This window comes from Burkholderia sp. MR1-5-21, from assembly GCF_053427715.1.
This window is the reverse complement of the sequence record NZ_JBSAXD010000007.1, coordinates 148,687-164,154: the sequence shown is the minus strand read 5'-3', so window position 1 is coordinate 164,154 and position 15,468 is coordinate 148,687. Positions and strand designations below refer to the sequence as shown.

Genomic DNA, 15,468 nt, shown 5'->3' with positions numbered 1-15,468 from the left:
CATTGCAGCACTTGACAAGCGCGCGCGCCTCGCACATGCGGACGATCAGCCGGGGTCGGAACCGTCATCACGTTGCACCCGGCAGCGTCCGGGCGCAACCGGTAAAATGCCCACCCATGAAACCCGAAATCTGGACCCCGCATGTGACCGTCGCGGCGCTCGTCGAGCACGCCGGCCGCTTCCTCATGATCGAGGAAGAGACGTCGACGGGCCTGCGCATCAATCAGCCGGCCGGCCATCTCGAAGCCGGCGAATCGCTTGCCGACGCGGTGATTCGCGAGACACTCGAGGAAACCGCGCATCCGTTCGAACCCGCCGCGCTCGTCGGCGTGTACCTCGCGCACTACGAACGCCCCGGCAACGCCGGCGCGACGTACCTGCGCTTCACGTTCTGCGGCACGGCCGGCGAGCCGCTCGCCGGGCACCGGCTCGACGACGGCATCGTCCGCACGCTGTGGATGACGGCCGACGAGCTGCGCGCATGCAGCGAGCGCCATCGCTCGCCGGCGGTGATGCGCTGCGTCGACGACTATCTCGCCGGGCGGCGCATTCCGCTCGAATTCGTGCACACGCATTCGGTCGCGCCGCGGCCGGACGCGTTCGACCGTCAGGCGGTGGACAAATGAGCAAGCGCCGTGTGGTAGTGGGCATGTCGGGCGGCGTCGATTCGTCGGTGACCGCCTGGCTGCTGAAGGAACAGGGTTACGACGTCGTCGGCCTGTTCATGAAGAACTGGGAAGACGACGACGACGGCGAATACTGCTCGACGCGCCAGGACTGGATCGACGTCGTGTCGGTCGCCGACCTGATCGGCATCGACGTCGAGGCCGTCAACTTCGCCGCCGAATACAAGGACCGCGTGTTCGCCGAATTCCTGCGCGAATACTCGGCGGGCCGCACACCGAACCCGGACGTGCTGTGCAACGCCGAGATCAAGTTCAAGGCGTTTCTCGACCACGCGATGACGCTCGGCGCGGAAACGATCGCGACCGGCCACTACGCGCGCGTGCGCGAGCGCGACGGCCGCTTCGAGCTGCTGAAGGCGTTCGACCATACGAAGGACCAGTCGTACTTCCTGCACCGGCTGAACCAGGCGCAGCTGTCGAAGACGATGTTCCCGCTCGGCGAGATCCCGAAGACGAAGGTGCGCGAGATCGCCGCGCAGATCGGCCTGCCGAACGCGAAGAAAAAGGATTCGACGGGCATCTGCTTCATCGGCGAGCGGCCGTTCCGCGATTTCCTGAACCGCTATCTGCCGACGAAACCCGGCCCGATGAAGACGCCCGACGGCAAGACGGTCGGCGAGCACATCGGCCTCGCGTTCTACACGTTCGGCCAGCGCAAGGGCATCGGCCTCGGCGGCAGCAAGGACGGCAGCGGCGAACCGTGGTTCGTCGCCGCGAAGGACATCCCGTCGAACACGCTCTACGTCGTGCAGGGCCACGATCACCCGTGGCTGCTGTCGCGCGAGCTCGTCGCCGGCAACGTCAGCTGGACCGCCGGCGAGCCGCCGGCCGACGGCGTCGCGTGCGGCGCGAAGACCCGCTACCGGCAGGCCGACGCCGCGTGCACGTTCGCGCGGGCCGCGTCAGGCCGGGCCGGCGGCGAGCGCTTCTCGCTCGCGTTCGACGATGCGCAATGGGCGGTCACGCCCGGCCAGTCGGCGGTGCTGTACGACGGCGAGATCTGCCTCGGCGGCGGCATCATCGAGTTCGCGGCGACCGGCCAGCCCGGCCACGCGGCGCCCGCGGAGGCCGCGGAGGCCGCGGAGGCCGGCGCGCCGGCGCTCGTCGCAGCACGCTGAGCGGCCTGCCGGCCAGCTCCCGGCCCTCCCCCGAACCGCGCTGCGCCGCGTCCATCAGGCCGTGCGGCGCAACGCGGCGTCGTAGCGCTCGCGCGCCGCGTCGAGTTCGGGAAAATGCCGCTCGGCCCACCGGTCGAGCGCGATCAGCGTGACCACCAGCGATTCCGCCACCGGCGTCAACCGGTACTCGACGCGCGCGGGCCGCGCGCGAAAGTCCACGCGCACGATCAGCCCGTTGCGCTCCAGCTCGCGCAAATTCTGCGTCAACACCTTCTGCGAAATGCCGCCGATGCGCGCCAGCAACTCGCCGTTGCGCAACGGCCCCGCCGCCAGCGCGGGCAGGATCAGCAACGTCCATTTGCCGGCGACCAGCGTGAGCGCGTCGCGCGCCGAACAGTCGGCCGCGTAGACGTCGCCGGGGAATGCCATGGTTACCTCCGGGTGCGTAATTGCGCGGCCGGCAGCCGCGGGCCATCATCGTCGCACATCGTCGGAGCCCGCTCATGCACGCACTGATCCTCGTCGCCCATCCGGAACCCCGCTCGTTCAACGCGCACCTGGCCGGCGCGGCGGCAGCCACCTGGCACGAGCAGGGGCATGCCGCGACCGTCGTCGACCTGTACGCGGACGGCTTCGACGCGCGCGAGGCCCCGTGGCACCACGCCGACCGGCTCGATCCGGCGCGTTTCGACGCGCAGCGCGAGCAACGCCATCACTGGCAGCGCGGCTCGCTCGCTCCCGAGATCCGGCAGCACGTCGACATGCTGCATGCGGCCGACGCGCTGGTCCTGCAATTCCCGCTGTGGTGGTTCGGCGCGCCCGCGATCCTCAAGGGCTGGATGGACCGCGTGTTCGTGTATGGCGGCCTCTACGACAGCCGCCGGCGCCACGAACGCGGCGTCATGCGGGGGCGCCGCGCGCTGCTGAGCGTGACGACCGGATCGTCGGCGACAGCCTGTGCGCCCGACGGGCGCGAAGGCGATACGCGCCTGCTGCTGTGGCCGCTCATGTACGCGCTGCACTATGTCGGCTTCGACGTGCTCGAGCCGCACCTGATCCACGACGTGCGAGACGATCCCGGCAGCGCGGCCGCCCGGCGACGGGACGCCGCCCTGCAGGAACGGGTCGACGCCTATCGCGCGCGGGTGCGCGACTGGTCCGCGTGGCCACGGATGCCGTTCAACCGGGACGAGGACTTCGACGCCGGCGTCACGCTGAAGCCGGACGCCCCCGTGTACAGCCCGTTCATCCGCCACGCGCGACGCGAGGGCTGACGCGCCCGGCCGTGCGGCACTTCAGCGCAGGCTTTCCGGTTCCCGTAGTAGACTCTGGCCCAGCATCGGCGCCGGTCGCAGCGCGCATGCGCGGTCCCGCGAGACGGATGTCGCCGCGCACCCGGCACAGGCGGCCGCCGGCTGTTGCGCCCGCCGCCGCGCCGACGCATCGCGCATCGCGGCGATTCAGAAAATGTACAGGGAGTCCCCAATGTTTTCCCGACGCTATCTCGCGATGTGGTGCGCCGTCGTCCTGTTCGTGGCGGTCGCGGCCCTCGCCGCCGGCCATGCGATCGCGTGGCTCTGGCTTGCGATCCCCGCCGCCCTCGTCGCCCTCGGCCTCTACGATCTCAACCAGGACCGCCACGCGATCCTGCGCAACTACCCGCTGTGGGGCCACCTGCGCTTCCTGTTCGAATTCATCCGCCCGGAAATCCGCCAGTACTTCGTCGAGGACGACACCGACGAGAAACCGTTTTCACGCGCGCAACGCAGCCTCGTGTACCAGCGCGCGAAGAACGTCGGCGACAACCGGCCGTACGGCACCGAGCTGAACGTGAAGGCGGTCGCGCATGAATGGATCAGCCATTCGCTCGCGCCGACGAAGCTGCCGAACCACGATTTCCGCATCCGCGTCGGCGCGAGCCGCGCGCAGCCGTACGACATCTCGATCTTCAACATCTCGGCGATGAGCTTCGGCTCGCTGTCCGCGAACGCGATCCGCGCGCTGAACCTCGGCGCGAAGAAAGGCGGCTTCGCGCATGACACCGGCGAAGGCTCGCTGTCGAAATACCACCGCGAGAACGGCGGCGACATCATCTGGGAAATCGCGTCCGGCTACTTCGGCTGCCGCAACGACGACGGCACGTTCAGCCCGGACAAGTTCGCGAAGCAGGCGGCCGATCCGCAGGTGAAGATGATCGAGATCAAGCTGTCGCAGGGCGCGAAGCCCGGCCACGGCGGCGTGCTGCCGGCCGCGAAGATCACGCCGGAGATCGCGGAGACGCGCGGCGTGCCGATGGGCAAGGACTGCATCTCGCCCGCGACGCACTCGGAATTCTCGACGCCGCGCGGCCTGCTCGAATTCGTCGAGCGGCTGCGCACCCTGTCCGGCGGCAAGCCGACCGGCTTCAAGCTGTGCATCGGCCATCCGTGGGAATTCTTCGGCATCGCGAAGGCGATGCTCGAGACCGGCATCGTGCCGGACTTCATCGTCGTCGACGGCGCGGAAGGCGGCACCGGCGCCGCGCCGCTCGAATTCACCGACCACGTCGGCGTGCCGCTGCAGGAAGGGCTGCTGGTCGTGCACAACACGCTCGTCGGGATCGGCGTGCGCGACCGCGTGAAGATCGGCGCGAGCGGCAAGATCATCACCGCGTTCGACGTTGCGCGCACGCTCGCGATCGGCGCGGACTGGGTGAACTCGGCGCGCGGCTTCATGTTCGCGGTCGGCTGCATCCAGGCGCAGACCTGCCACACGGGCCGCTGCCCGACCGGCGTCGCGACGCAGGACCCCGTGCGCCAGCGCGCGCTCGTCGTGCCGGACAAGTCCGATCGCGTCTTCAACTTCCACCGCAACACGCTGCACGCGCTGCAGGAACTCGTGCAGGCGGCCGGCCTGTCGCATCCGTCCGAGCTGCGCGCGCATCACATCGTGCAGCGCATCGCGCCGCACGAGGTCCGGCTGATGTCGCAGCTGCTGAAGTACCTGAAGCCGGGCGCGCTGCTGGACGGCAACGTTTGCGGCTTCACGCTGTATGACAAATGGTGGCCGCTCGCGCGCAGCGATTCGTTCACGCTCGGCGACGCCGTCTACACGTCGATCGAGTGACGAAGCCGGCCGCTTGACCGGGCCGAGCGAGCAGCAACGAAAAACGCGCCCCTCGGGCGCGTTTTTCATCTGCGGAATGCATGGGCTGCATCGGCGGCCGTGCCGTCCGTGTCACCCCTGCGGCACCGTGTCGACGAACGACTGCCGCTGCATCAGCTTCACGAAATGCTTGTCGAGGTTCGGATGGCGGTCGCGCCAGTTGAGTTCGGGCATCCGGAAGTCGAGATAGCCGAGCGCGCAGCCGAGCGCGATGTCGGCGAGCGTGTAATGATTACCGACGCACCAGGTCTTGCCGCCGAGGCCCTGCGACATCGCGACGAGCGCATCGTCGATCTTGCGCTGCTGGCGCTCGATCCAGCTCGCGCTGCGCTGCGCCTCGTCGCGCATCGTATGCTCGAGGCGAATCGCGACCGACGCGTCGAGCGCGCCGTCGCACAGTGCTTCCCAGCAGCGCACCTCGACGCGCTCGCGGCCGGACGGCGGAATCAGCTTGCCGACCGGGGACAGCGTGTCGACGTATTCGCAGATCACGCGGGAGTCGAACACCGCGGCGCCATCTTCCATCACGAGACACGGAACCTTGCCGAGCGGGTTCGAGGCATGAATGTTCGTGTCCGGCGCCCAGACATTGTCGAGCTCCAGCTTGTAGTCGATTTTCTTTTCAGCAAGCACGATTCGCGCCTTTCGGACGTACGGGCTGCTGAGCGAACCGATTAATTTCATCATCTGCCTTTGTTGGGGAACCGCCGAGAGTATACGTTGTCGCCGATCATAACCGGCCAGCGACAGTCGGTAGAAAATCGCCCGTCCGGCCTGTGGATGGTTTGCAACAGCCGCGGCGGCCTCCTTGCCCGCCCCCTTGCGCGTTCCGTTCCGTCCCCTCTCACACGCCGCGTCCGGCGGCGCTACAATCGCACGATGAATGCGCCCCACGAATCTGCCATCGCCGTCGACGTCTACCGCCAGCGCCGCGAGCGCGTGCTTGCCGCACTGCGCGCCGCGGGCGGCGGCATCGCCATCGTCCCCACCGCGCCCGAAGTGCTGCGCAATCGCGACACGGGCTACCCGTATCGCCATGACAGCTACTTCTATTACCTGACGGGCTTCGCGGAGCCTGACGCGGTGCTGGTGCTGAACGCGTCCGCACCACACGGCGCGCCGCAATCGATCCTGTTCTGCCGCGCGAAGAACGCCGACCGCGAAATCTGGGAAGGCTTCCACTACGGCCCCGAGGCTGCGTGCGACGCGTTCGGCTTCGACGCGGCGTTCGCCATCGACGTGCTCGACACGGAAATGCCGCGCCTGCTCGCCGACGCGGGCACCGTGCACTACCGGTTCGGCGCATCGGCCGAGTTCGACGGCCGCCTCGACCGCTGGCTCGACGCGGTGCGCGCGCAGGCACGCACGGGCGTCGCCGCGCCGGACGCGCTGCTCGACCTCACGCCGGTGCTCGACGACATGCGGCTCGTCAAGGACGAACACGAGCTCGCGATCATGATGCGCGCCGCGCACATCTCGGCGCTCGCGCATCGGCGCGCGATGCAGGCCTGCCGGCCCGGCGTGCGCGAGTACGAACTCGAGGCCGAGCTGCTCTACACGTTCCGCAAGCATGGCGCGCAGGCGCCCGCGTACGGCTCGATCGTCGCGGCGGGCGCGAACGCATGCGTGCTGCACTACCCGGCCGGCAACGCGGTCGCGCAGGACGGCGACCTGATCCTGATCGACGCGGCTTGCGAGCTCGACGGCTATGCGTCGGACATCACGCGCACGTTCCCGGCGAGCGGCCGCTTCTCGCCCGCACAGCGCGCGCTGTACGACATCGTGCTCGCCGCGCAGCAGGCGGCGATCGACGCGACGCGCGCCGGCGTGCCGTTCGAGGCGCCGCACGACGCCGCGGTGCGCGTGCTCGCGCAGGGGCTGCTCGACACCGACATCATCCCGAAAGCGCGCTTCTCGAGTGTCGACGACGTGATCGCCGAACGCGCGTACGCGCGCTTCTACATGCACCGCACGGGCCACTGGATCGGCATGGACGTGCACGATTGCGGCGACTACCGCGAGCGGCTCGCCGCGCGCGACGACAAAGGCGCGCTGCCGTGGCGCACGCTGAAGGCCGGGATGGCGCTGACCGTCGAGCCGGGCCTGTACGTGCGCGCGGCCGACGACGTGCCGCCCGAATACTGGAACATCGGCATCCGCATCGAGGACGACGCGATCGTGCGCGAGAACGGCTGCGAGCTGATCACGCGCGACGTGCCCGTTGCGGCCGCCGAGATCGAGGCGCTGATGCGTGCGGGCACGGCGCACGGCGCCTGAACGTGCGGCGCAGACCGTTTCATCCGTTTCACGATTCCCGATGACGACCGACTCCTCCCCGGCCACGCCGGACCATGACATCGCCATCGTCGGCGCGGGCCCGGTCGGGCTCGCGCTGGCCGGCTGGCTCGCACGGCGCAGCGCGACGCAGCCGTGGTCGATCGCGCTGATCGACGCGCGCGAACCCGCGGCGAGCGCGAACGATCCGCGCGCGATCGCGGTGTCGCACGGCAGCCGCGTGCTGCTCGACACGCTCGCATGGCCCGCCGACGCGACGCCGATTGAGCACATCCACGTATCGCAGCGCGGTCATTTCGGCCGCACGCTGATCGACCGCGACGAACACGACCTCGCCGCGCTCGGCTACGTCGTGCGCTACGGCTCGCTCGTGCAGGCGCTTGCCGGCGCGGTCCGCGGCACGCGCGTCGACTGGCTTACGTCGACGTCCGCACGCGCGCCGCAGCAGGACGCCGACGGCGTCACGCTGACGCTCGACGGCCCGCACGGCGAACGCACGCTGCGGGCGCGCGTCGTCGTCAATGCCGAAGGCGGGCTGTTCCACGAGCAGCAGGCCGACGCCGGCAAGCATCGCCGCGACTACGGCCAGACCGCGCTCGTCGGCACGGTGACGGTATCCGCGCCGCGTCCGAACGTCGCGTGGGAGCGCTTCACGCACGAAGGGCCGCTCGCGCTGCTGCCGCTCGGCGGCGCCGATTACGCGCTCGTGTGGTGCTGCGAGCCCGGCGAAGCCGCACGCCGCGCCGCACTGCCCGACGACGCGTTCCTGCGCGAGCTCGGCCGCGCATTCGGCGAGCGGATGGGCCGCTTCGTCGCGATCGCAGGGCGCGCATCGTTCCCGCTCGGGCTCAACGTCGCGCAGACGCTGGTCGACCGCCGCATCGCGATCGTCGGCAATGCCGCGCAGACGCTGCACCCGGTCGCGGGCCAGGGGCTGAACCTTGGCCTGCGCGACGCGCACACGCTCGTCGACGCACTGTCCACGCACGGCGCCGAACCGGCCGCGCTCGCGGCCTTCAATGCGCGGCGCGCGCTCGACCGCCGGCTCACGATCGGCGCGACCGATACGCTCGCGCGGCTTTTCACGATCGAATCGGCACCGTTTGCGTTGCTGCGCGGCGCGGCGCTCACCGCGCTCGAGTTCGTGCCGCCGCTCAAGACCGCGATCGCCCGCCAGATGATGTTCGGCCAGCGCGGCTGACGCAAAGCGCAGCCGGCGCAATGCTCCGCCGCCTGCACGCGCATGGCGCCGGACTTGTGCCGGTGCGACGTACGGCGCGTCACACAAACCGGGTCAAATCGGCATGGCGGGGGAATACGGTAAAATGCGCGTTTTCCCTCCGCCCTTTTCGTGCCCGCGCTGGTCGCGGGCGGTGCCATTGCGATGCCCGTTATCGGCTCTCACGTATTGCGTAACAACCTGTTCGTCGCCCCGATGGCGGGTGTGACGGACCGTCCGTTCCGCCAGCTCTGCAAACGGCTGGGGGCCGGCTACGCCGTGTCCGAAATGGTCGCATCGAACGCCCAGTTGTGGAAAAGCGCCAAGACGATGCGCCGCGCGAACCACGAAGGCGAAGTCGAGCCGATCGCCGTGCAGATCGCCGGCGCCGATCCGGCGATGATGGCCGAAGCCGCCCGCTACAACGTCGACAACGGCGCGCAGATCATCGACATCAACATGGGCTGCCCGGCGAAGAAGGTCTGCAACGTCGCGGCCGGCTCCGCGCTGCTGCAGAACGAGCCGCTCGTGAAGCAGATCGTCGAGGCGGTCGTCGGCGCGGTCGGCATCGGGCCGGATGCCGTGCCCGTCACGCTGAAGATCCGCACCGGCTGGGACCGCGAGCACAAGAACGCGATCACCGTCGCGCGCCTCGCCGAGGCCGCCGGCATCTCGATGCTCACCGTGCACGGCCGTACGCGCGCCGATCTGTACCGCGGCGACGCCGAATACGAGACGATCGCGGCCGTGAAGGCGGCCGTCGGCATTCCGGTCGTCGCGAACGGCGACATCACGTCGCCGCAAAAGGCGAAGGCGGTGCTCGACGCGACGGGCGCCGATGCGCTGATGATCGGTCGTGCCGCGCAAGGTCGGCCGTGGCTGTTCCGCGAAATCGATCATTTCCTGCAAACCGGCGAGCTGCTGCCGCCGCCGCTGATCAACGAGATCCAGCAGGTGATGAACGAGCATCTGGAAGACCACTACGCGTTCTACGGAGAATTCACGGGAGTCCGTACTGCGCGCAAGCACATCGGCTGGTACACTCGCGGCCTTTCCGGAGCCAACGGGTTCCGGCACCGGATGAACACGCTCGATTCCACCCGCGAGCAGCTCGCCGCCGTCAATGCGTTCTTCGAGGCGCAAAAGGCGCTGTCCGATCACCTCGTCTATGTCGACGAGGACGAAGACGAGCCAGGCCAGCGCGAGGCGGACGACCATAACCAGTTAGCAGCATGAGCAAGCACAACATCGAACAATGTGTCCGCGAGAGCCTGGACGTGTATTTCCGGGATCTAGACGGCTCCAATCCGCACGACGTCTATGAAATGGTGATGTCCTGCGTCGAAAAGCCGATGCTCGAGGTCGTGCTCGAACAGGCGGGCGGCAACCAGTCGCTCGCCGCGGAGTACCTCGGCATCAACCGCAACACGCTGCGCAAGAAGCTGCAGCAGCACGGCCTGCTGTAGCCGGCCGCCCTATCCCCGTTTCCCTGGCTATTGGTGGTTCCATCATGATCAAGCAAGCGCTCATTTCCGTTTCCGACAAGACCGGCATCGTCGATTTCGCAAAGTCGCTGTCCGACCTCGGCGTCAAGCTGCTGTCGACGGGCGGCACCGCGAAACTGCTCGCCGACGCGGGCCTGCCCGTTACCGAAGTGGCCGACTACACGGGCTTCCCGGAAATGCTCGATGGGCGCGTGAAGACGCTGCATCCGAAAGTGCACGGCGGCATCCTTGCGCGCCGCGACTTGCCGGAACACATGCAGGCGCTCGAGCAGCACGGCATCCCGACGATCGACCTGCTCGTCGTGAACCTGTATCCGTTCGTCGCGACGATCGCGAAGGACGACTGCACGCTTGCCGACGCGATCGAGAACATCGACATCGGCGGCCCGACGATGCTGCGCTCGGCCGCGAAGAACCACCGCGACGTGACGGTGATCGTCGATCCGGCCGACTACGCAGTCGTGCTCGACGAGATGAAGGCGAACGGCAATACGGTCGGCTACCCGACCAACTTCCGCCTCGCGACGAAGGTGTTCGCGCACACCGCGCAGTACGACGGTGCGATCACGAACTACCTGACGAGCCTGACCGACGAGCTGAAGCATGCGTCGCGCAATGCTTACCCGGCGACGCTGAACATGGCGTTCGAGAAAGTGCAGGACCTGCGCTACGGCGAGAACCCGCACCAGAGCGCGGCGTTCTACCGCGATATCGCGCCGCAAGCCGGCGCGCTCGCGAACTACCGCCAGCTGCAGGGCAAGGAACTGTCGTACAACAACATCGCCGATTCGGACGCGGCATGGGAATGCGTGAAGACGTTCGACGCGCCCGCCTGCGTGATCATCAAGCACGCGAACCCGTGCGGCGTCGCAGTCGGCAACGATTCGGCCGACGCGTACGCGAAGGCATTCCAGACCGACCCGACGTCGGCGTTCGGCGGCATCATCGCGTTCAACCGCGAAGTGGACGAAGCGGCCGCGCAAGCCGTTGCGAAGCAGTTCGTCGAAGTGCTGATCGCGCCGTCGTTCACCGACGCCGCGAAGCAGGTGTTCGCCGCGAAGCAGAACGTGCGCCTGCTCGAGATCGCGCTCGGCGACGGCCATAACGCATTCGACCTGAAGCGTGTCGGCGGCGGCCTGCTCGTGCAGTCGCTCGATGCGAAGAACGTGCAGCCGCGTGAACTGCGCGTCGTCACGAAGCGTCACCCGACGCCGAAGGAAATGGACGACCTGCTGTTCGCATGGCGCGTCGCGAAGTACGTGAAGTCGAACGCGATCGTGTTCTGCGGCAACGGCATGACGCTCGGCGTCGGCGCGGGCCAGATGAGCCGCGTCGACTCGGCGCGCATCGCGAGCATCAAGGCGCAGAACGCGGGCCTCACGCTCGCCGGTTCGGCCGTCGCGTCGGACGCGTTCTTCCCGTTCCGTGACGGCCTCGACGTCGTCGTCGCAGCGGGCGCGACCTGCGTGATCCAGCCGGGCGGCTCGGTGCGCGACGACGAAGTGATCGCGGCAGCCGACGAGCACAACATCGCGATGATCCTGACGGGCGTGCGCCACTTCCGTCACTGATCGACTGCGCGCGGCCCGCGAGGCCGCGATACGAAGGCCCGGCGGCGTCGCACCCGCCGGGTTTTTTATTGCGCGACGCCCGGCCGGACGGTGCGCGTCACGCGCTGCGCCGTGGACGGCCATGCGTGTTCGCAAGCCCGCTCTTCGCGCAAACGGGCGCTGACCCGACGGTGCGCGGCGCCATTCGTTGTAGTATCGCTGCATCAAGCAATCCTCTTCATCATGCGAATTATCGGCATCGACCCCGGCCTGCGCGTCACGGGCTTTGGCATCATCGACGTCCACGGCCACCATCTCGCCTACGTCGCGAGCGGCGTGATCCGCACGTCGACCGCGGACCTCGCGACGCGGCTCGGCACGATCTTCGAAGGCGTGTCGACGCTGATCCGTGAACACGCGCCCGACCAGTCCGCGATCGAAAAGGTGTTCGTCAACGTCAACCCGCAATCGACGCTGCTGCTCGGCCAGGCGCGCGGCGCCGCGATCTGCGGCCTCGTGTCGGGCGGGCTGCCGGTCGCCGAGTACACGGCGCTGCAGCTCAAGCAGGCCGTCGTCGGCTACGGCCGCGCGACCAAGGCGCAGATGCAGGAAATGGTCACGCGGCTGCTGAACCTGTCCGGGCAGCCGGGCTCCGACGCCGCCGACGCGCTCGGCATGGCGATCTGCCACGCGCACGGCGGCAACACGCTCAGCACGCTTGGCGGCCTTGCGCCGGCGCTCGCGAAGAAAGGGCTGCGCGTGCGGCGCGGCCGGCTCGTCGGCTGACCGGCTGACGCGCGCGTGCGCTACACTCGCGCTTTCTTCCTCGCCTCGCTCAATCCATGATCGGTCGCATCGCCGGCATCCTGCTCGAAAAGAACCCGCCTCACCTGCTCGTCGACTGCAACGGCGTCGGCTACGAAATCGACGTGCCGATGAGCACGTTCTACAACCTGCCGCAAACCGGCGAACGGGTCGTCCTGCTCACGCAGCAGATCGTCCGCGAGGATGCGCACCTGCTGTACGGTTTCCTGACCGCCCAGGAGCGCACGACCTTCCGCGAGCTGCTCAAGATCACCGGCATCGGCGCGCGCATGGCGCTCGCCGTGCTGTCCGGCATGAGCGTGCCGGAGCTCGCGCAGGTCGTGACGATGCAGGACGCCGCCCGCCTGACCCGCCTGCCCGGCATCGGCAAGAAAACGGCCGAGCGCCTGCTGCTGGAACTGAAGGGCAAGCTCGGCGCCGACCTCGGTGCGCTCGCCGGCGCCGCGTCGCCGTCCGACCACGCGACCGACATCCTCAACGCGCTGCTCGCGCTCGGCTACTCGGAGAAGGAAGGCCTCGCCGCGATCAAGAACGTGCCGGCCGGCACGGGTGTGTCCGAGGGCATCAAGCTCGCGCTCAAGGCGCTGTCGAAGGTGTAACGGCCACGCGTCCGACGCAGTATCGCGCCGCCGCACGCGGCGCGCCAGTCGGCCGTTCGGCTAGGGCCTGTTCACGCTAATAACGGGCTTGCGAACGTGCCTTGCCGGTCGCAGTGCAAGGAGCAAGGAGCGCCGTTTGGCCAAGCCAAACAAGCGATGCGCGACGCCGCAATGCGGCCGGCAAGGCACGTTCCCGTAACTAAAAGATTCTCTCTTGGGGCTGGCCGCCAGAAGGGCCGATCGCCGCGTCATGCTCCTTGCGAATACGCCCGGTATTCGCTGCGTCCCATCCTTGCGCTCGGCCCTTCTGACGGCCAGCGCAAGCCCGTTATTAGCGTGAACAGGCCCTGGGTCCGGCAGCGGCGCGCGGTACAATGGCCGCATGATTGAAACCGACAAACTCGCCACCGAGCGGATCATCGCCGCCACGCCCGCCTCGTCGCACGAGGAGGTGTTCGAACGTGCGCTGCGGCCGCGCCAGCTCGACGAATACGTCGGCCAGGAAAAGGTGCGCGGCCAGCTCGAGATCTTCATCGAGGCCGCGAAGCGCCGTTCCGAGCCGCTCGACCACGTGCTGCTGTTCGGCCCGCCGGGTCTCGGCAAGACCACGCTCGCGCACATCATCGCGCGCGAGATGGGCGTCAACCTGCGCCAGACGTCGGGCCCGGTGCTCGAACGCGCGGGCGACCTCGCGGCGCTGCTGACGAACCTCGAGGCAAACGACGTGCTGTTCATCGACGAGATCCACCGGCTGTCGCCGGTCGTCGAGGAAATCCTGTATCCGGCGCTCGAGGATTACCAGATCGACATCATGATCGGCGAAGGTCCGGCCGCGCGCAGCGTGAAGCTCGACCTGCAGCCGTTCACGCTCGTCGGCGCGACCACCCGCGCCGGCATGCTGACCAACCCGCTGCGCGACCGTTTCGGGATCGTCGCGCGGCTCGAGTTCTACGACGCGGAGCAACTGTCGCGCATCGTGCGCCGCTCGGCATCGCTACTCCACGCGCAGATCGATCCGAACGGTGCGCTCGAGATCGCAAAGCGCTCGCGCGGCACGCCGCGGATCGCGAACCGGCTGCTGCGCCGCGTGCGCGACTATGCGGAAGTAAAGGCCGACGGCAACATCACCGCGTCCGTCGCCGATGCGGCGCTCGCGATGCTCGACGTCGATCCGGTCGGCTTCGACCTGATGGACCGCAAGCTGCTCGAAGCGATCCTGCACAAGTTCGACGGCGGCCCGGTCGGCATCGACAACCTCGCCGCGGCGATCGGCGAGGAGCGCGACACGATCGAGGACGTCCTCGAGCCGTACCTGATCCAGCAAGGCTTCCTGCAGCGCACGCCGCGCGGGCGCGTGGCGACGCTGATGACCTACCGCCACTTCGGGCTCGCCGCGCCCGACGCGGGCAACCCGGCACGCGGCACGTGGGAGACGTCCGACGGGCAATGACGGCCCGCCCGACGCCGCGCAAGCGATGACGACGCCCTCCAACCCGCCCCCCGGCGCGCCCGCCTCGCACCCGCGCTGGCTCGAGCCGTTCCGCAAGCGGCTCGTGGCCGGCGTCACGCATCTGACGACAGGCAGCGGCCCGTCGCTCGACTTCTCGACGCCGCCCGGCGATCCGGGCCTGTTCGGCCCCAATGCGGTCTGCTGGCGCGTGCACGCGGATTTCGCGTCGATGATGACGGGCGGCATTTCCGCGCTGTTGCTTCAGGCGCTGCATCCGCTCGCGCTCGCCGGCGTATGGGATCATTCGTCGTTTCGCACCGACATCCTCGGGCGGCTGCGGCGCACCGCGACGTTCATTTCCGGCACCACGTTCGGCAACAGTGCGGACGCGCTCGCGCTGATCGAGCGCGTGAAGGCGATTCACGCCAGGGTGCACGGCACCGCACCCGACGGGCGGCCATACCGGGCCGACGACCCGGCGCTGCTGACCTGGGTGCACGTTGCCGAAGTCTCGAACTTTCTCGCCGCGCACTTGCGCTACGTGAACCCGGCATTGCCGGGCGAACTGCAGGATCGCTACTACGCGGAAACGGCGCGTATTGCCGAAATGCTCGGCGCACAGGACGTGCCCCGCTCGCGCGCCGAGATCTCCGCGTACCTGACGCGCATGCGGCCCGAACTCGAGGCCGGGCCGCGCACGTTCGAGGTCATGCGGATCCTGCTCAACGCGCCGGTCGCGAGGCCGGTCATGCGGCCCGCCGCGACCCTCGTGATGCACGCCGGTATCGACCTGCTGCCGCTCTGGGCGCAGGACATGCTCGGGGTCTCCGCATTCGCGCCGTTGCGGCGCGCATTCGTGCGGCCCGGTGTGCGCGCCGTTGCGCCGGTGTTGCGCTGGGCGCTCGTCAATGGCGCGTCGAAGCGCGCGCGTCGGCGGGCGACGGCGCACAACGAGTTGCAATCGGAACGGAAAGGAAGCTGACGAGCTGACGCCCGGTGCGCTGCCCGCCCGCGGTCCCGTCGGGTGAAGCAACGGCTCACGCAGGCGGCAGACCGGCCGCCGAGCCCGCGCGCATA

Annotated in this window: 15 protein-coding genes; 13 read left to right on the top strand and 2 right to left on the bottom strand. The window is 68.7% G+C overall.

Features of this window, described 5'->3' with window-relative positions; translation table 11 throughout:
* Positions 1 to 116 precede the first annotated feature (116 nt).
* Positions 117 to 626: an NUDIX hydrolase gene (locus ACV229_RS12400; protein WP_448083418.1), complete on the top strand. Its 510-nt coding sequence runs from the start codon at positions 117 to 119 to the stop codon at positions 624 to 626.
* Complete coding sequence (gene mnmA, locus ACV229_RS12395; protein WP_448083417.1) at positions 623 to 1,804, top strand: tRNA 2-thiouridine(34) synthase MnmA; 1,182 nt, start codon at positions 623 to 625, stop codon at positions 1,802 to 1,804. The genes ACV229_RS12400 and mnmA overlap by 4 nt, the downstream gene beginning before the upstream one ends.
* A gap of 54 nt (positions 1,805 to 1,858) precedes the next feature.
* On the opposite strand, the gene ACV229_RS12390 is transcribed toward mnmA, so the two are convergent.
* Positions 1,859 to 2,233 (bottom strand): winged helix-turn-helix transcriptional regulator, encoded by a 375-nt coding sequence (locus ACV229_RS12390; protein WP_448083416.1) that lies wholly within the window; start codon positions 2,231 to 2,233, stop codon positions 1,859 to 1,861.
* A gap of 74 nt (positions 2,234 to 2,307) precedes the next feature.
* Between ACV229_RS12390 and ACV229_RS12385 the strand changes: the two genes are divergently transcribed.
* Both ACV229_RS12385 and ACV229_RS12380 read left to right on the top strand, forming a co-directional pair.
* Positions 2,308 to 3,078, top strand: coding sequence for an NAD(P)H-dependent oxidoreductase (locus tag ACV229_RS12385; RefSeq protein ID WP_448083415.1), 771 nt, complete (start codon positions 2,308 to 2,310; stop codon positions 3,076 to 3,078).
* 211 nt (positions 3,079 to 3,289) lie between these two features.
* Positions 3,290 to 4,909 (top strand): FMN-binding glutamate synthase family protein, encoded by a 1,620-nt coding sequence (locus ACV229_RS12380; protein ID WP_448083414.1) that lies wholly within the window; start codon positions 3,290 to 3,292, stop codon positions 4,907 to 4,909.
* Between the two features lie 111 nt (positions 4,910 to 5,020).
* On the opposite strand, the gene ACV229_RS12375 is transcribed toward ACV229_RS12380, so the two are convergent.
* Positions 5,021 to 5,632: a glutathione S-transferase family protein gene (locus ACV229_RS12375; protein ID WP_448083513.1), complete on the bottom strand. Its 612-nt coding sequence runs from the start codon at positions 5,630 to 5,632 to the stop codon at positions 5,021 to 5,023.
* A 195-nt stretch (positions 5,633 to 5,827) separates the two neighbouring features.
* Here ACV229_RS12375 and ACV229_RS12370 point away from each other — a divergent pair, with 195 nt between their 5' ends.
* The 9 genes from ACV229_RS12370 (at position 5,828) to ACV229_RS12330 (ending at position 15,373) form a co-directional block, all read left to right on the top strand.
* Complete coding sequence (locus tag ACV229_RS12370) at positions 5,828 to 7,225, top strand: aminopeptidase P N-terminal domain-containing protein (RefSeq protein ID WP_448083413.1); 1,398 nt, start codon at positions 5,828 to 5,830, stop codon at positions 7,223 to 7,225.
* A 40-nt stretch (positions 7,226 to 7,265) separates the two neighbouring features.
* On the top strand, positions 7,266 to 8,444 hold the full coding sequence (locus ACV229_RS12365; RefSeq protein ID WP_448083412.1) for a UbiH/UbiF/VisC/COQ6 family ubiquinone biosynthesis hydroxylase: 1,179 nt from the start codon (positions 7,266 to 7,268) through the stop codon (positions 8,442 to 8,444).
* A 183-nt stretch (positions 8,445 to 8,627) separates the two neighbouring features.
* The gene (gene dusB, locus ACV229_RS12360) at positions 8,628 to 9,698 is read left to right on the top strand and encodes a tRNA dihydrouridine synthase DusB (RefSeq protein ID WP_448083411.1); all 1,071 of its coding nucleotides are present in this window, start codon (positions 8,628 to 8,630) and stop codon (positions 9,696 to 9,698) included.
* The gene (locus tag ACV229_RS12355) at positions 9,695 to 9,928 is read left to right on the top strand and encodes a Fis family transcriptional regulator (RefSeq protein ID WP_006401675.1); all 234 of its coding nucleotides are present in this window, start codon (positions 9,695 to 9,697) and stop codon (positions 9,926 to 9,928) included. Before dusB ends, ACV229_RS12355 begins: the two co-directional genes overlap by 4 nt.
* Positions 9,929 to 9,972: 44 nt before the next feature.
* Complete coding sequence (gene purH, locus ACV229_RS12350) at positions 9,973 to 11,538, top strand: bifunctional phosphoribosylaminoimidazolecarboxamide formyltransferase/IMP cyclohydrolase (protein WP_448083410.1); 1,566 nt, start codon at positions 9,973 to 9,975, stop codon at positions 11,536 to 11,538.
* A 222-nt stretch (positions 11,539 to 11,760) separates the two neighbouring features.
* The gene (gene ruvC / locus ACV229_RS12345) at positions 11,761 to 12,303 is read left to right on the top strand and encodes a crossover junction endodeoxyribonuclease RuvC (protein ID WP_448079289.1); all 543 of its coding nucleotides are present in this window, start codon (positions 11,761 to 11,763) and stop codon (positions 12,301 to 12,303) included.
* Positions 12,304 to 12,359: 56 nt separating this feature from the next.
* Positions 12,360 to 12,941: a Holliday junction branch migration protein RuvA gene (ruvA, locus tag ACV229_RS12340; protein WP_448083409.1), complete on the top strand. Its 582-nt coding sequence runs from the start codon at positions 12,360 to 12,362 to the stop codon at positions 12,939 to 12,941.
* A gap of 382 nt (positions 12,942 to 13,323) precedes the next feature.
* Positions 13,324 to 14,391, top strand: a complete 1,068-nt coding sequence (gene ruvB / locus ACV229_RS12335; RefSeq protein WP_448083408.1) for a Holliday junction branch migration DNA helicase RuvB — start codon at positions 13,324 to 13,326, stop codon at positions 14,389 to 14,391.
* A gap of 25 nt (positions 14,392 to 14,416) precedes the next feature.
* A complete protein-coding gene (locus ACV229_RS12330) occupies positions 14,417 to 15,373 on the top strand; it encodes an oxygenase MpaB family protein (protein ID WP_448083407.1) in 957 nt (318 codons plus the stop codon).
* The last annotated feature ends 95 nt before the right edge of the window (positions 15,374 to 15,468 follow it).

Coding starts and splice junctions, on each gene's coding strand:
- ACV229_RS12375 (WP_448083513.1), bottom strand. CDS start 5,632: ATGAAATTAATCGGTTCGCTCAGCAGCCCGTACGTCCGAAAGGCGCGA.
- ACV229_RS12365 (WP_448083412.1), top strand. CDS start 7,266: ATGACGACCGACTCCTCCCCGGCCACGCCGGACCATGACATCGCCATC.
- ACV229_RS12355 (WP_006401675.1), top strand. CDS start 9,695: ATGAGCAAGCACAACATCGAACAATGTGTCCGCGAGAGCCTGGACGTG.
- ACV229_RS12390 (WP_448083416.1), bottom strand. CDS start 2,233: ATGGCATTCCCCGGCGACGTCTACGCGGCCGACTGTTCGGCGCGCGAC.
- ACV229_RS12400 (WP_448083418.1), top strand. CDS start 117: ATGAAACCCGAAATCTGGACCCCGCATGTGACCGTCGCGGCGCTCGTC.
- ruvA (WP_448083409.1), top strand. CDS start 12,360: ATGATCGGTCGCATCGCCGGCATCCTGCTCGAAAAGAACCCGCCTCAC.
- ruvB (WP_448083408.1), top strand. CDS start 13,324: ATGATTGAAACCGACAAACTCGCCACCGAGCGGATCATCGCCGCCACG.
- ACV229_RS12385 (WP_448083415.1), top strand. CDS start 2,308: ATGCACGCACTGATCCTCGTCGCCCATCCGGAACCCCGCTCGTTCAAC.
- ACV229_RS12370 (WP_448083413.1), top strand. CDS start 5,828: ATGAATGCGCCCCACGAATCTGCCATCGCCGTCGACGTCTACCGCCAG.
- ACV229_RS12380 (WP_448083414.1), top strand. CDS start 3,290: ATGTTTTCCCGACGCTATCTCGCGATGTGGTGCGCCGTCGTCCTGTTC.
- ACV229_RS12330 (WP_448083407.1), top strand. CDS start 14,417: ATGACGACGCCCTCCAACCCGCCCCCCGGCGCGCCCGCCTCGCACCCG.
- mnmA (WP_448083417.1), top strand. CDS start 623: ATGAGCAAGCGCCGTGTGGTAGTGGGCATGTCGGGCGGCGTCGATTCG.
- dusB (WP_448083411.1), top strand. CDS start 8,628: ATGCCCGTTATCGGCTCTCACGTATTGCGTAACAACCTGTTCGTCGCC.
- purH (WP_448083410.1), top strand. CDS start 9,973: ATGATCAAGCAAGCGCTCATTTCCGTTTCCGACAAGACCGGCATCGTC.
- ruvC (WP_448079289.1), top strand. CDS start 11,761: ATGCGAATTATCGGCATCGACCCCGGCCTGCGCGTCACGGGCTTTGGC.